The sequence below is a fragment of the Hwanghaeella sp. 1Z406 genome, from assembly GCF_048892425.1.
Taxonomy (GTDB): Bacteria; Pseudomonadota; Alphaproteobacteria; order UBA8366; family Aestuariispiraceae; genus Pacificispira.
The window spans coordinates 444,106-457,953 of record NZ_JBLZHU010000002.1; the positions used below are offsets into that span (position 1 = coordinate 444,106).

General features: G+C 56.5%; 19 protein-coding genes. All 19 read left to right on the plus strand.

What is annotated here, in order from left to right; genetic code table 11:
* The first annotated feature begins 18 nt into the window (after positions 1 to 18).
* The 19 genes from rplE to ACOSDR_RS06545 all read left to right on the plus strand — a co-directional run bounded on the left by rplE (position 19) and on the right by ACOSDR_RS06545 (position 13,846).
* Positions 19 to 579: a 50S ribosomal protein L5 gene (gene rplE / locus ACOSDR_RS06455; RefSeq protein WP_420725118.1), complete on the plus strand. Its 561-nt coding sequence runs from the start codon at positions 19 to 21 to the stop codon at positions 577 to 579.
* Between the two features lie 19 nt (positions 580 to 598).
* Entirely contained in the window at positions 599 to 904 is a 306-nt protein-coding gene (gene rpsN, locus ACOSDR_RS06460; protein WP_420725117.1) for a 30S ribosomal protein S14, read from the plus strand.
* A 13-nt stretch (positions 905 to 917) separates the two neighbouring features.
* Entirely contained in the window at positions 918 to 1,316 is a 399-nt protein-coding gene (gene rpsH / locus ACOSDR_RS06465) for a 30S ribosomal protein S8 (protein ID WP_420725116.1), read from the plus strand.
* 16 nt (positions 1,317 to 1,332) lie between these two features.
* Positions 1,333 to 1,872, plus strand: coding sequence for a 50S ribosomal protein L6 (gene rplF / locus ACOSDR_RS06470; RefSeq protein ID WP_420725115.1), 540 nt, complete (start codon positions 1,333 to 1,335; stop codon positions 1,870 to 1,872).
* Between the two features lie 12 nt (positions 1,873 to 1,884).
* Positions 1,885 to 2,247 carry a 50S ribosomal protein L18 gene (gene rplR / locus ACOSDR_RS06475; RefSeq protein ID WP_420725114.1) on the plus strand — a complete coding sequence of 121 codons (363 nt, stop codon included), beginning with the start codon at positions 1,885 to 1,887 and terminating at the stop codon, positions 2,245 to 2,247.
* A gap of 18 nt (positions 2,248 to 2,265) precedes the next feature.
* A complete protein-coding gene (gene rpsE / locus ACOSDR_RS06480) occupies positions 2,266 to 2,883 on the plus strand; it encodes a 30S ribosomal protein S5 (RefSeq protein ID WP_420725113.1) in 618 nt (205 codons plus the stop codon).
* Positions 2,876 to 3,070, plus strand: coding sequence for a 50S ribosomal protein L30 (rpmD, locus tag ACOSDR_RS06485; protein ID WP_420725112.1), 195 nt, complete (start codon positions 2,876 to 2,878; stop codon positions 3,068 to 3,070). The genes rpsE and rpmD overlap by 8 nt, the downstream gene beginning before the upstream one ends.
* A gap of 55 nt (positions 3,071 to 3,125) precedes the next feature.
* Positions 3,126 to 3,665 (plus strand): 50S ribosomal protein L15, encoded by a 540-nt coding sequence (rplO, locus tag ACOSDR_RS06490; RefSeq protein ID WP_420725111.1) that lies wholly within the window; start codon positions 3,126 to 3,128, stop codon positions 3,663 to 3,665.
* Between the two features lie 211 nt (positions 3,666 to 3,876).
* Positions 3,877 to 5,229, plus strand: a complete 1,353-nt coding sequence (gene secY / locus ACOSDR_RS06495; RefSeq protein ID WP_420725110.1) for a preprotein translocase subunit SecY — start codon at positions 3,877 to 3,879, stop codon at positions 5,227 to 5,229.
* Entirely contained in the window at positions 5,226 to 5,870 is a 645-nt protein-coding gene (locus tag ACOSDR_RS06500) for an adenylate kinase (protein ID WP_420725109.1), read from the plus strand. The genes secY and ACOSDR_RS06500 overlap by 4 nt, the downstream gene beginning before the upstream one ends.
* Before the next feature lie 311 nt (positions 5,871 to 6,181).
* Positions 6,182 to 6,550 carry a 30S ribosomal protein S13 gene (gene rpsM / locus ACOSDR_RS06505; protein ID WP_420725108.1) on the plus strand — a complete coding sequence of 123 codons (369 nt, stop codon included), beginning with the start codon at positions 6,182 to 6,184 and terminating at the stop codon, positions 6,548 to 6,550.
* A gap of 73 nt (positions 6,551 to 6,623) precedes the next feature.
* Positions 6,624 to 7,010: a 30S ribosomal protein S11 gene (gene rpsK / locus ACOSDR_RS06510; protein WP_420725107.1), complete on the plus strand. Its 387-nt coding sequence runs from the start codon at positions 6,624 to 6,626 to the stop codon at positions 7,008 to 7,010.
* Between the two features lie 125 nt (positions 7,011 to 7,135).
* Positions 7,136 to 8,170 carry a DNA-directed RNA polymerase subunit alpha gene (locus ACOSDR_RS06515; protein WP_420725106.1) on the plus strand — a complete coding sequence of 345 codons (1,035 nt, stop codon included), beginning with the start codon at positions 7,136 to 7,138 and terminating at the stop codon, positions 8,168 to 8,170.
* Between the two features lie 113 nt (positions 8,171 to 8,283).
* Complete coding sequence (gene rplQ, locus ACOSDR_RS06520) at positions 8,284 to 8,700, plus strand: 50S ribosomal protein L17 (RefSeq protein ID WP_420725105.1); 417 nt, start codon at positions 8,284 to 8,286, stop codon at positions 8,698 to 8,700.
* Between the two features lie 143 nt (positions 8,701 to 8,843).
* A complete protein-coding gene (locus tag ACOSDR_RS06525; protein WP_420730708.1) occupies positions 8,844 to 10,268 on the plus strand; it encodes a Do family serine endopeptidase in 1,425 nt (474 codons plus the stop codon).
* 4 nt (positions 10,269 to 10,272) lie between these two features.
* The gene (locus ACOSDR_RS06530) at positions 10,273 to 11,613 is read left to right on the plus strand and encodes a replication-associated recombination protein A (RefSeq protein WP_420730709.1); all 1,341 of its coding nucleotides are present in this window, start codon (positions 10,273 to 10,275) and stop codon (positions 11,611 to 11,613) included.
* A gap of 10 nt (positions 11,614 to 11,623) precedes the next feature.
* Entirely contained in the window at positions 11,624 to 12,370 is a 747-nt protein-coding gene (locus ACOSDR_RS06535; RefSeq protein WP_420730710.1) for a TerC family protein, read from the plus strand.
* A gap of 71 nt (positions 12,371 to 12,441) precedes the next feature.
* Entirely contained in the window at positions 12,442 to 12,822 is a 381-nt protein-coding gene (gene crcB / locus ACOSDR_RS06540; RefSeq protein WP_420725101.1) for a fluoride efflux transporter CrcB, read from the plus strand.
* A 28-nt stretch (positions 12,823 to 12,850) separates the two neighbouring features.
* A complete protein-coding gene (locus ACOSDR_RS06545) occupies positions 12,851 to 13,846 on the plus strand; it encodes an RluA family pseudouridine synthase (RefSeq protein WP_420725100.1) in 996 nt (331 codons plus the stop codon).
* The last annotated feature ends 2 nt before the right edge of the window (positions 13,847 to 13,848 follow it).

Sequence of the window (13,848 nt, forward strand, 5' to 3'; positions counted from 1 at the left end):
AGGTAAGGGATACGAGCGATGGCTGAAGATCGTTACGTCCCGCGGCTGAAGCAGCTTTACGACGAGAAGGTTAAAGCTGACCTGTTGCAGGAATTTGGGTACAAAAATGCCCTACAGGTGCCGCGGCTGGACAAGATTGTCGTCAATATGGGTGTCGGCGAAGCGTCGGCAGACCGTAAGAAGCTGACGAACGCAATTGCGGAAATGGCGCAGATCACCGGGCAAAAGCCGGTATCGACCAAAGCCAAGAAATCCGTCGCGGGCTTTAAAATCCGTGATGGCATGGCAATTGGCTGCAAGGTTACGCTGCGCGCGGACCGCATGTGGGAATTTCTGGACCGTCTGATCAACATCGCGCTGCCGCGCGTTCGCGATTTCCGCGGTATCAGTGCCAAAAGCTTCGATGGATACGGCAACTATGCCATGGGCCTGCGCGAGCAGATTGTTTTCCCTGAGATCGAATACGATCAGGTAGAAGACGTTCGCGGCATGGATATCATCATCTGCACGACGGCAGGAACGAATGAGGAGGCTTTGAGCCTGCTCACCAAGTTCAATATGCCGTTCGAAAAAGCGTAAGGCGGAGGAGAGAAATCCAATGGCTAAGAAAAGCTCCATTGAAAAGAACAATCGCCGCCGTAAGCTGTCCAAGCGTTATTCGAAAAAACGTGAGGCGCTTAAGGCACTGATCCACAATCGCGACCTTGCTCCGGAAGAGCGGTTCGCGGCGGTGATCAAGCTGGATAGCCTGCCGAAGAATGCGAGCCCGATCCGTGTGCGCAATCGTTGCGAAATCACGGGGCGTCCGCGCGCCTTCTACCGCAAGTTCCGTATTTCCCGTATCGCGCTGCGCGACATGGCCTCTCTTGGCCTTGTCCCCGGTGTGGTCAAGTCAAGCTGGTAAGGAGGATCAAGTCATGTCTATGAGTGATCCGCTTGGCGATATGCTCACCCGCATTCGTAACGGTCAACACGCCCGCAAGGCCGTGGTTCCGGTTCCTGCATCCAACATGCGCATGCGTGTTCTGGACGTATTGAAGCGCGAAGGGTTCATCCGTGGTTATTCTGAGTCGGAAGTCCGCCAGGGTATCCGGGAGCTGTCGATCGAATTGAAATACTCAGATGGCGAACCCGCCATTCGGGAAGTGTCGCGCGTGTCCAAGCCGGGCCGTCGCGTCTATTCAAAAATTAAGGATTTGCCCCGTTTCTACAACGGCCTTGGCATTCAGATCCTCTCTACCCCCCGGGGTGTGATGTCTGACGCCGAAGCCCGCGAAGCGAATGTCGGTGGCGAGATCCTTTGCCGCGTTTATTGATCGGGAGGAGAGAACGATGTCACGCATTGGTATCAATCCAGTAACGATCCCCAGCGGCGTAGATGTAACGCTGGCCAACGGCGTCATTACTGCCAAGGGCAAGAATGGCGAACAGCTGGTTAAGGTTCTGGAAAATGTCGAAGTCACGATTGACGACGGCAAGGTCACAGTGACCCCGTTGCTGAAAACCAAACGCGCCCGTCAGGCCTGGGGTACAACCCGCGCCTTGATCGCAAACGCGGTTGAAGGGGCAAGCACCGGTTTCACAAAGCGTCTTGAAGTGAACGGCGTTGGATATCGCGCGGCGGTTCAGGGGTCTACCCTGAAGCTGTCGCTTGGTTTCAGCCACGACGTGAATTTCCCAATCCCCAGCGATCTGAAGATCGTTGTGGAAGGCGACAAGAGCAACGTGATCTCGATTTCCGGCGCCTCTAAACAGCGCGTCGGTCAGATTGCCAGCGAAATTCGCGCCTATCGGCCGCCAGAGCCTTACAAAGGCAAAGGCGTTAAGTATTCGGACGAGACCATCCTTCGTAAAGAAGGTAAGAAGAAGTAAGGAACGGGTAAAATGCTCAAGACGAAAGAATTATTCGAGCGTCGTAAAGAGCGGACCCGCTTCAAGGTCCGCAAACTTGCGAATGGGCGTCCGCGGTTGTCGGTGTTCCGCTCTTCCAAACAGATCTATGCACAGATCATTGACGATCAGGCAGGGCGTACCCTGGCTGCAGCGTCTTCGATCGACAAGGATCTGAAAGGGAAGCTGAAGACCGGTGCAACGGTAGAGGCTGCTTCAGAAGTCGGCAAATTGCTGGCGGCACGGGCAAAAGACGCTGGTGTAGAAGTCGTGGTCTTTGATCGCGGCGGGTATAAATTCCATGGTCGGGTGAAGGCGCTGGCGGATGCCGCGCGTGAATCCGGTCTGACGTTTTAAGAGTCGGGAGCCGCTGATATGGCACGAGGACCGAGAGAAGATGGTGGTGGTAAAGGTCGCGGACGCGATCGGGACCGCGACAATAGCAACCGGGACAGCAACGAACCGGATCTGACCGAAAAGCTGGTCGCGATCAATCGCGTCGCCAAGGTCGTGAAGGGTGGGCGTCGCTTTGGCTTCGCCGCGTTGGTAATTGTCGGGGACGGCCGGGGTCGTGTTGGCTTCGGATCAGGCAAGGCGCGTGAAGTGCCCGAAGCGATCCGCAAGGCGACCGAACAGGCCCGCAAGACAATGATCCGCGTGCCGTTGCGGGAAGGTCGCACATTGCACCATGACATCAAGGGGCATTTCGGTGCCGGTCGTGTGATGATGCGCGCAGCCCCTCCGGGAACGGGAATTATCGCAGGGGGTCCAACCCGTGCGGTGTTTGAAGCCCTGGGCGTTCAGGACATTGTTGCCAAATCTATTGGCACGTCCAACCCCTATAACATGATCAAGGCTGCTTTTGACGGGCTGAAAAACAGCCAGTCACCGCGTATGGTGGCGTCCCGTCGGGGCTTGAAGGTCGCTGATCTGGTCGGTCGTCGTGATGACGGCGTGGACAACAGCGCCCAGGAGGCGATGAGCAATGGCTGATAAGAAAACCCTGACCGTGCGTCAGATCGGTAGCCCGATCCGTCGCCCCAAAGAACAGCGTGACACGCTGATCGGGCTGGGCCTGAACAAGATGGGCCGCACGCGGGTGTTGGAAGATACCCCGTCGGTGCGCGGAATGATCCGCAAGGTCCATCACATGGTGGAAATCGTCGAAGAGACCAAGTAACGCCGGGGACTGTCCCCAGCAACCGTCTTTTCGCAAGCGTTTGAGGATGCGTATCATGAAACTCAACGAACTCGTCGACAACGAAGGGTCCCGCAAGGACCGCATGCGTGTTGGCCGTGGTGCCGGGTCCGGTAAGGGCAAAACCGGTGGTCGCGGTGTAAAGGGGCAGAAATCCCGCACGGGCGTGTCGATCAATGGTTTCGAAGGCGGGCAAATGCCGCTGTATCGGCGTGTGCCGAAACGCGGCTTTAACAATGTCAGCCGCAAGAACTTTGTCACCGTCAATATCGGTCGCGTCCAGAAATGGGTCGACGACGGCAAGCTGGACATCAGCAAGACCGTGGATGCGGCTGCGCTGGTCGCGTCCGGTCTGTTGACCCAGGCCCGGGATGGCGTGCGCCTGTTGGGCAATGGGGAATTGACGGCTAAGATCAATTTTGACATTGCGGGTGCTTCTAAAACGGCAGTCGATGCGGTGGAAAAAGCCGGTGGCTCTGTCACTGTGCCGACCCCGGTTGCAAAGAAGGAAGGCAAGCGCGTCGCGCGTCGCAAAGAAGCGGCAACAAAACGCGAAGCGCGGCTCGCCGCAAAGTAAGACTTCTGCTGGCCCGCAAGGGTCGGACGGTAACGCGCGGGTCGGGGCGATGAGACGAGATAAAGTCCTTTCGCCCCGCTCGCGCATTTCCTATATACGATGCTCGTATATACGGTATGTGTGCACACACAGGGCGTCCCTGCAGGCTTCAGCCTCCTGAAGAAGTGGGATCCGCGCCCCGGTGGTCAGAGGATGAGGACGGGACAGACCCATGGCATCAGCCGCGGAACAACTGGCAGCGAACTTCAATTTCAGCTCGATCGCGAAAGCGACAGAGCTTAAGCAGCGACTGTGGTTTACCCTTGGCGCATTGATTGTGTACCGGATCGGAACCTATATTCCTCTGCCGGGCATTGATCCGACCATCCTGAATGACATTTTCGAACAACAGCGCGGCGGCGTGCTGGATATGGTCAACGCCTTTGCGGGCGGGGCCATCGGGCGCATGGCAATTTTTGCGCTTGGCATCATGCCATACATTTCCGCCTCTATTATCATGCAGTTGCTGACCACCGTGTTTCCAACGCTGGAGCAATTGAAGAAAGAGGGCGAAACCGGCCGCAAGAAAATCAATCAGTATACCCGTTACCTGACCGTCGTTCTGGCTGTGGTTCAGGGTTATGGGATCGCTGTTGGTCTGGAAGGTCTGCAAACCTCAACCGGGGCCAGTGCTGTTGTGGATCCGGGCATGTTCTTCCGGGCCTCTGCGGTTATCACGCTGGTTGGCGGGACGGTTTTCATGATGTGGCTGGGCGAACAGATCACCCAGCGGGGCGTCGGTAACGGTATTTCGCTGATTATTTTCTCCGGGATTGTGGCTGGTTTCCCTGCTGCCCTGGCTGCGACCTTTGAACTGGGCCGCAGCGGCCAGCTGTCCACTCCCCTGTTGCTGGGTGTTTTGATCCTGGCGGTGGCTGTGATTGTGTTCATTGTTTTTGTCGAGCGGGCTCAGCGCCGAATTCTGGTTCAGTATCCCAAGCGCCAGGTTGGCAATAAGATGTTTGGCGGCGACAGCTCACACCTGCCGTTGAAGCTTAACACGGCAGGCGTGATCCCCCCGATTTTCGCAAGCTCGATCCTGTTGATGCCGTTGACGGTCGCTAATTTCTCTGGCCCGTCCAGCACTGATGGTGGGATTCTGTCCTTCCTGACGGCCAATCTGGGCCATGGTCAGCCCCTGTATCTGGCCTTGTATGTCTCGATGATCGTGTTCTTTGCGTTTTTCTATACCGCAGTTGTGTTCAATCCAACCGACACCGCTGACAATCTGAAGCGCAATGGTGGTTTTGTTCCAGGGATTCGCCCCGGCAAGAATACGGCTGATTATCTGGATTATGTCCTGACACGCCTGACGGTGATTGGTGCGGCCTATCTGGCAATCGTTTGTATCCTGCCGGAAATTCTGATCGCCAACCTGTCTGTTCCTTTTTATCTTGGCGGAACGACGTTGTTGATTGTTGTCACGGTGACGATGGATACGGTAACGCAAATTCAAAGCCATTTGATTGCGCATCAGTATGAAGGGCTGATCAAGAAGTCCAAGCTGCGGGGGAAAAAACGATGAACATCATTCTGCTGGGTCCGCCCGGCGCGGGGAAGGGAACCCAGGCGAAGCGTCTGGAAGAATCTCGCGGCATGGTGCAATTGTCTACCGGCGATATGCTGCGCGCCGAAGTACAAAGCGAAAGCGCCCTGGGCAAGGAAGCAAAGGCTGTGATGGATGCGGGCAAACTGGTGTCCGATGCCCTGGTGATTGGCATTATTGGCAACCGCATTGACCAGCCGGACTGCAATAATGGTTTTATCCTGGACGGTTTCCCGCGCACGGTTGCGCAGGCCGAAGCCCTGGACGGGATGCTGGAAGAAAAAGGTATGACCTTGGATGCGGTCATCGAAATGAAGGTTGATGACGCGGCACTGACAGAGCGGATCACCGGGCGTTATACCTGTGGGACCTGTGGTCAGGGATATCACGACACATTTCATAAGCCGGCAAAGCCAGGCATATGTGACAAATGCGGCGGGACAGAGTTTAAGCGTCGCGCCGATGACAATGCGGAAACCGTGACATCACGGTTGGAAGCCTATCACGCACAGACGGCGCCAATCCTGCCGTATTATGCGGATAAGGGCATGCTGAAATCTGTAGATGGCATGGCCGATATGGACGAAGTAACCCGTCAAATCGAGAAGGTGCTCGGTTAAGATCGAGACCCTTGTCATGATGGTGTAAGAAAAACTGAAACTCTGGATGTTTTCAGGGTGGTGGTGCGTTGACAAGCGGGCGGTTTTCCCTATACTCCGCGCGCTTTACTGGGTGGTTGTCCAGAAGCGCTTGAAATATAAGCGACTTCGCGAGTCACGCCATGCAGTTGAATCGAATTTGGGACCGATAGGGTCCAGGCAGATCAAGAGACGGACTTAAAAAAGTTCAAAAAATTGATCTGATCGTAATCTGAGTTGATCGATGGAGACGTCGCAGACGTCTCCTAAACACGTTTGAAGGAGTACGCGACGTGGCACGTATCGCCGGCGTTAACATCCCGACCAACAAGCGAGTGCTGGTCGCGCTGACTTACATTACCGGCATTGGCCCTGCGAAATCTGTAGAGATTTTGGGCAAATGCACCATTGATCCCACCAAGCGCGTGAACGAGCTGGGGGAAGATGAACTGGCCCGGATCCGTGAAGTGATCGATCGGGACTATACGGTAGAGGGTGACCTGCGCCGTGAAGTCGCGATGAACATCAAGCGTCTGATGGACCTTGGTTGCTATCGCGGCCTGCGTCACCGCAAGGGCCTGCCGGTTCGGGGTCAGCGCACCCACACGAATGCGCGCACCCGCAAGGGCCCTGCCCGCGCGATCGCTGGTAAGAAGAAGTAATACGGTCTGCCAGTTGGCAGGGCGGCGCGGGGCATTTCTGTACCCGCGTGCGAAATGAAGGACGGAATAGACTATGGCTAAGGCTCCGGTTCGTAAGCGTAAAGAGCGGAAGAATATCGCAGCGGGCATCGCCCATGTGAATTCGACGTTCAATAATACGATGATCACCATCACCGATGTGCAGGGAAACACGATTTCCTGGTCGTCTGCAGGCTCTAAGGGCTTCAAGGGCAGTCGGAAATCCACTCCTTTCGCGGCACAGATGGCGGCGGAAGATGCGGGTGCCAAGGCACAGGACCACGGCGTCAAGACCCTGGAAGTCAATGTGAAGGGTCCTGGTTCAGGGCGTGAGTCGGCGCTGCGCGCGCTGCAGTCGGTTGGGTTCCAGATTACCGGTATCCGCGACGTCACCCCCATTCCCCACAATGGTTGCCGTCCGCGCAAGCGTCGTCGGGTTTAATTCTTCGGCTTGCGATCCCATCCCTGATTTCGGGATGGGGCGCGCCGCGATCCCGCCATCGATCTGATAGGATCGAATTATAAGGCAGGATCCTTTTTTACTTTAGCTGTGAGGCGAGAACCAACATGAATGATGTTACCGCGAACGCCCAGAAGAACTGGCAAGCCCTGATCAAGCCGAAGAAGCTGGAAATCGCCTCGGGCTATGATGCCCGTCGCATCGCGACTGTTGTTGCTGAGCCGCTGGAACGTGGCTTTGGCCTGACGCTGGGGAATGCCCTGCGTCGCGTTTTGCTCAGCTCTTTGCAGGGCGCTGCGGTCACCGCAATCCAGATCGATGGCGTATTGCACGAATTCTCCTCGATCCAGGGTGTGCGGGAAGATGTCACTGACATCGTCTTGAATGTGAAAGCCCTGGCTCTGCGTATGCATGGCGAAGGCCCGAAGAAGATGCGCCTGTCCTGTGAAGGTCCTTGTGAAGTGACCGCTGGCATGATCGAAACCGGCCATGACATCGAAGTCATGAACCCCGACCTGCCGCTCTGCACGCTGGACAGCGGTGCGTCACTGAACATCGAATTCACCGTTGAAAATGGCATGGGCTATGTGCCTGCGACCCAGAACCGTCCGGAAGATGCGCCAATCGGCCTGATCCCGGTCGACTCCGTGTTCAGCCCGGTCCGCAAGGTATCCTACAAGGTGGAAAATACCCGCGTTGGTCAGGTCACCGACTATGACAAGCTGTCCATGTCGCTGGAAACCAATGGCGCGGTTACCCCGGATGATGCCGTAGCCCTGGCCGCCCGCGTGTTGCAGGATCAGCTTCAGGTCTTCATCAACTTCGAAGAGCCGGAAATCCGTACCGAAGAAGATCGCCCGTCGGAACTGCCGTTCAACAAGAACATGCTGCGCAAGGTCGACGAATTGGAACTGTCGGTTCGCTCTGCCAACTGCCTGAAGAACGACAACATCGTCTATATCGGCGATCTGGTTCAGAAGACGGAATCGGAAATGCTCCGGACCCCGAATTTCGGTCGCAAGTCGCTGAACGAAATCAAGGAAGTGCTGGGCCAGATGGGTCTGTCACTGGGTATGGAAATCAACAATTGGCCGCCTGAGAATATCGAAGATCTGGCCAAGAAACTGGAAGAGCCCTTTTAAGAAGGACTTTCCCAGCGCGTAAGAGTACCGCGTTCAAGTCCCCCGTCGGCTGTAGCCTAGAGCGACCGGCGGAGACGCACCCGAAACCATTGTTATTTTAAAGGACGAAAGCCATGCGGCACCTGAAAGACGGACGGAAACTTAATCGGACAGCCGAACACCGCAAAGCGATGTTTGCCAATATGTCCAATGCCCTGATCAAACACGAGCAGATCGTGACCACGCTGCCGAAAGCCAAAGAGTTGAAGCGCGTCGCGGAAAAGCTGATCACGCTTGGCAAAAAGGGTGGCCTGCATCGCCGCCGCCAGGCCTATTCGCAACTGCGCGATGAAACCATGGTCAAGAAGCTGTTCGACGTATTGGGCCCGCGCTATGAATCGCGCCCGGGCGGTTATACCCGCGTTCTGAAGGCCGGTTTCCGCTATGGCGACAACGCGCCGATGGCCGTGATCGAACTGGTTGAACGCGACGAATTGGCCAAGGGTCAGGACAGCGGTCCTGTGGCTGAAAAGGTCGAAACTGAAGAATAAGGCGCAAGCCACTGAATTGACAGAAGGGCGGTTCCGAAATCGGGCCGCCCTTTTTCTTTAGGCTGATTTTCTGTCGGCGTCTGGTTCAGGAAGGATTGTCGCAATGCCTTCCCAAACACCGATGGAATGCTTAGATTACCGCCATGCGAGATACATTCATGAAATTCATTCCCCGCGTTGTTCTGCTCTTCGGACTGTTGGCCCTTCCTCAAGGGGCCATCGCCGAAACAACGCCTGTCGTCCCCCAATCAGCGCAACAGGTACGACTCAGCTATGCGCCCTTGGTGGATGCGGTTGCTCCTGCGGTTGTGAATATTTACACCCGCAAGACAGTGGCCGCCCGGGGACCGCAAAGTCCCTTGTTCAGCGATCCCTTCTTTCAGCGGTTTTTCGGCAATGCCTTTCCCGGTACCCAACAGCGCCGCCAGGAAAACTCCCTGGGGTCGGGCGTCATTGTTTCCGAGTCTGGACTGGTTGTGACAAACCATCATGTGATCGCCGATGCGGATGATATTCAGGTGATCCTGCGGGATCGGCGCGAATTTAAAGCAACAGTGCTGGTATCGGATGAGCGCACGGATCTGTCGGTCCTGCAATTGGTCGATGTAAAAGGGGCCTTGCCCGTTGGCAGGCTGGGGGATTCTGATGCCGTTGCGGTTGGGGATTTGGTGCTGGCGATTGGCAATCCCTTTGGCGTTGGTCAGACGGTGACCAGTGGGATTGTTTCGGGTCTGGCGCGAACATCGCTGGATATCTCGGACTATCAATCTTTTATCCAGACCGATGCCGCGATCAATCCCGGCAATTCCGGGGGCGCGTTGGTTGCAATGGATGGGTCGATCATCGGAATCAATACAGCGATATTCTCAAAGACCGGCGGGTCCCAGGGCATCGGGTTCGCCATTCCATCGATCATGGTAAAAGCCATTCTGACCAGCGCGACATCTGGAACGCCCCTGCTGCGCCCCTGGCTGGGTTTTGACAGCAAGGTGGTGGATTGGGATATTGCCAATGCCTTGGGAATGGATGTTCCCCATGGCCTGATCGTTGAACATGTGCGCCAGAACGGTCCTGCCGATCAGGCCGGCCTGAAATCGGGCGATATCATTCTCAGCGCAGATGGGAAGATTATTGAGGATGCCCAAAACCTGCGTTTCCGGGTGGCGACCAAAGGGGTCGGTCAGACTGTAAAACTCAGATTTCTGCGGGACGGCACCGCGATGGAAGCAGACTTCGTGTTGCAAGTGCCGCCGGAAGACCCCCCGAAAGACCCGGTCGTGGTGCGCAGCAATGCTCCCTTTGCGGGTGCGGTTTTTGTTAATCTGTCGCCGGCATTGACGGAGGAATTAAATCTGCGATTGGATCGCTCTGGGGTGATGGTGATGGAAGTTGCCCGTGGATCACCGGCCGCGCGGATGGGGCTGCGTCCGGGTGATTTGCTGAAATCTGTGAATGACTATGCGATCAAGCTGACGGAAGATTTGCGCGACGTCTTGTCTGATCCGCCCAGGACATGGCGCATGGTGTTTGATCGCAACGGGGAAACCCGAACCATCGAAGCCCGGTGACAGCATGGCAACGCCGCCCCCCGGAGTGTCAGGTGGTGGACTGTCTGGTGGTCTGTTCGAAGCAGATGCCCCCCGCCCCCTGGCGGATCGGTTGCGCCCAAAGGACCTGACAGAAGTCTATGGTCAGGATCACCTGATCGGGCCCCAGGGCAGCCTGCGCCGGATGCTGGATAACAAGCGGTTGACCTCCATGATCCTGTGGGGTGGGCCGGGCTGTGGCAAGACCACATTGGCGCGCCTGATCGCAGAAGGCAGCGGATTGGTGTTCGAGCCCCTGTCGGCTGTCTTTTCCGGCGTGGCGGATTTGCGCAAGGTTTTTGATCGCGCCCTTTCCCGTCGCCAGGCCGGGCAGGGAACGTTGCTTTTTGTTGATGAAATCCATCGCTTCAATCGCGCGCAACAGGATGGATTCCTGCCAGTGGTGGAAGATGGCACCATCATTCTGATCGGGGCGACGACGGAAAACCCCAGCTTTGAACTGAATGCTGCGCTGTTGTCGCGGTGTCAGGTCTTTGTCCTGAACCGGTTGGATGAGGCTGCGATGCGCGAAATGCTGCTGCGCGCTGAGGAAACAGAAGGGCGCAGCCTGCCCATCGATGATGACGCGCGCACTGCCCTGATTGCCATGGCCGATGGCGATGGCCGGTATCTTTTGAACATGGCCGAAGCGCTGTTTGCCCTGGGCACCACGGAAAAGCTGACCCCGAAAGGCCTGGCCGGTGTGGTTCAGAAACGCCTGCCGGTCTATGACAAACATCAGGATAGCCATTTCAACCTGATCAGTGCCTTGCATAAATCCTTACGCGGATCGGATTGTGATGGGGCGCTGTATTGGTTCGCCCGAATTTTGGAAGGCGGCGAAGACCCTCTGTATGTCGCGCGGCGATTGGCTCGTTTTGCTTATGAAGATATCGGTCTTGCAGATCCTCAGGCGGCGCATCAGGCCTTGATGGCGTGGGATACCTATGAACGGCTGGGCAGCCCGGAAGGGGAATTGGCGCTGGCTCAGGCGGTAATCTATCTGGCGACCGCCCCGAAATCCAATGCTGCCTACACAGCCTATAAAGCGGCGCGGCGCACGGCGAAGGAAACCGGCTCCCTGATGCCGCCCAAACACATCCTGAATGCGCCGACATCGATGATGAAGGACCAGGGCTATGGCAAAGGCTATGCCTATGATCATGATGCCCCGGATGGGTTTTCGGGCCAGAATTACTTTCCAGAATCCATGTCGCGCGTTTCCCTGTACCAACCAGTGGAACGTGGGTTCGAGCGGGAAATCAAGAAGCGTTTAGAATACTGGGATGGCCTTCGGCGCAAACGCCGCGAAACAGATACGGATTAGGGGACCTGGAATGGAAGAGATACTCACATTAGTCGCCAGCCCAGCAGCCTGGATTGCGCTCTTGACCCTGATCGTTATGGAGATCGTGCTGGGGATCGACAATCTGGTCTTTGTCTCCATCCTGACCAATAAATTGCCGGAAGAAAACCGCGCCCGTGCCCGCACGATCGGGATCGGCGGGGCGCTGATCATGCGCCTGTTACTGTTGAGTCTGTTATTCGTGCTGGTCGGGTTGACCGACCCGATATTTGCTGTTTTTGGGGAAGAGTTTTCCTGGCGTGACATCATACTGATTGCGGGCGGATTGTTCCTGGTCTGGAAGGCCACCACGGAAATTCACCATTCCGTTGACCCGGATGTGGAAGAAGAAATCGACCCCAAACGCGCTGTTGTGATGAATTTCGGCCTTACCATTGTCCAGATTCTGGCCTTGGATTTGGTTTTCTCCCTGGACAGTATCCTGACCGCCGTGGGGATGACTCCACATTTGCCCATCATGATCTGTGCTGTGATTGTGTCGGTCATTCTGATGCTGGTCGCCAGTGGTCCCCTGGCGCGGTTTATTGAGCAGAATCCCACAGTTGTGATGTTGGCGCTGGGCTTCCTGCTGATGATTGGGATGTTGTTGATTGCAGATGGCTTTGGCGTCCATGTTCCAAAAGGGTATGTCTATGCGGCGATGGCATTTTCTGGCGGTGTTGAGGCTTTGAATATGCTGGCCAGGCGCACCCGAAAGCGAAAGGGACAGATGCACTAGTCTTGGCAGAGTTTCGAAATTGCCGATAGCAGCCCTTGCATCTGGCTGATTGGCGCAGCATAACGTCTTTTATGAACCCGATTATCGCCATTGCGGCGGGGGGCGCTGTTGGTGCGCTGGCCCGTCACTATTTCGCCGCCCAGGTTATGCGCTGGACCGGGGATGGGTTCCCGTGGGGAATTTTCGTCACGAATGTTCTGGGATCCTTTCTGATGGGCGTGCTGGTTCAGGTCTTTATGCATCTGGCGGAACCGATGCCAAATCTGCGCGCCTTTCTGGCGGTGGGTGTTCTGGGTGCCTTTACGACATTTTCGACATTCTCGCTGGAGATTGTCTCCCTGTTGAACCGGGGGCATCTTGGAATGGCGGCGCTTTACACTCTGGGGTCGGTTTGCCTTGCTGTGCTGGGCCTTTATGCCGGCATGATGCTGGCGCGCGCAATTCTGGGCTGATGCCTTATAATTTCTAGGAGAGACTGTGGTGCAAGGTGTTCAAACACTGGAAGTGCGCGATGATGAAGACGGCATGCGACTGGATCGTTGGATCAAGTTGAAGTTTCCAGACATGCCCCACAGTCGCCTGCAAAAGGCGATGCGCAAGGGGGAACTGCGGATCGATGGCGGGCGCGTGAAAAGCGATGCCCGCGTCGGTGCCGGTCAAACCGTGCGTGTACCACCCTATGAACCTGCCTCCACGGCCCCCCATAAACGCCCCCCCAAGCCGGTTGATCCAAAAGATGAAGCCTTTGCCAAGAAGCTGGTGATTTTCCGCAATGACGCCGTTCTGGCGATTGATAAGCCGCCGGGCCTGGCGGTCCAGGGTGGCAGCAAGACAGAGCGGCATGTCGATGCCATGCTGGAATTCCTGCATTTCGAGGAAATTGACCGGCCCCGCCTGGTGCACCGCCTGGATAAGGATACCAGCGGCGTGATGTTGTTGGCGCGGAACCGGAATTCCGCTGCGGCTCTTGGGCAGGCGCTAAAAGGGCGAGAGGTCAAAAAGATTTACTGGGCCATCACCGTTGGTGTTCCGACCCCCCACGAAGGATCAATCCATTTACCGCTGTCGAAGCTCGGTGGACCCGGGGGCGAGAAAGTCGTACCGGACGAGGAAAATGGCGATGTCGCCATCACCGAATTTAAGGTGCTGGACCAGGCAGCCCAGAAGATGGCGCTGGTGGCGCTGTGGCCGAGGACTGGGCGCACCCATCAGATTCGCGCCCATCTGGCCGCCCTGGGCACGCCAATTCTGGGTGACGGGAAATATGGCGGCAAGGCGGCCTTTCCAGACGGGGATGAATTGCCCAAGGGGATGCATCTGCATGCGCGCTCCATCGTTCTGCCGCCCGGCATTTCTGGGGCGGGCACGTTGATCAAGGCGGCCCCGCCTTCCCATTTCCGGCGTACACTTGCGCTGTTTGAATTTGATACATCGGGTCCCGATATAGAAGATCCCTTCGCCGAACTTGAACAGTAAGA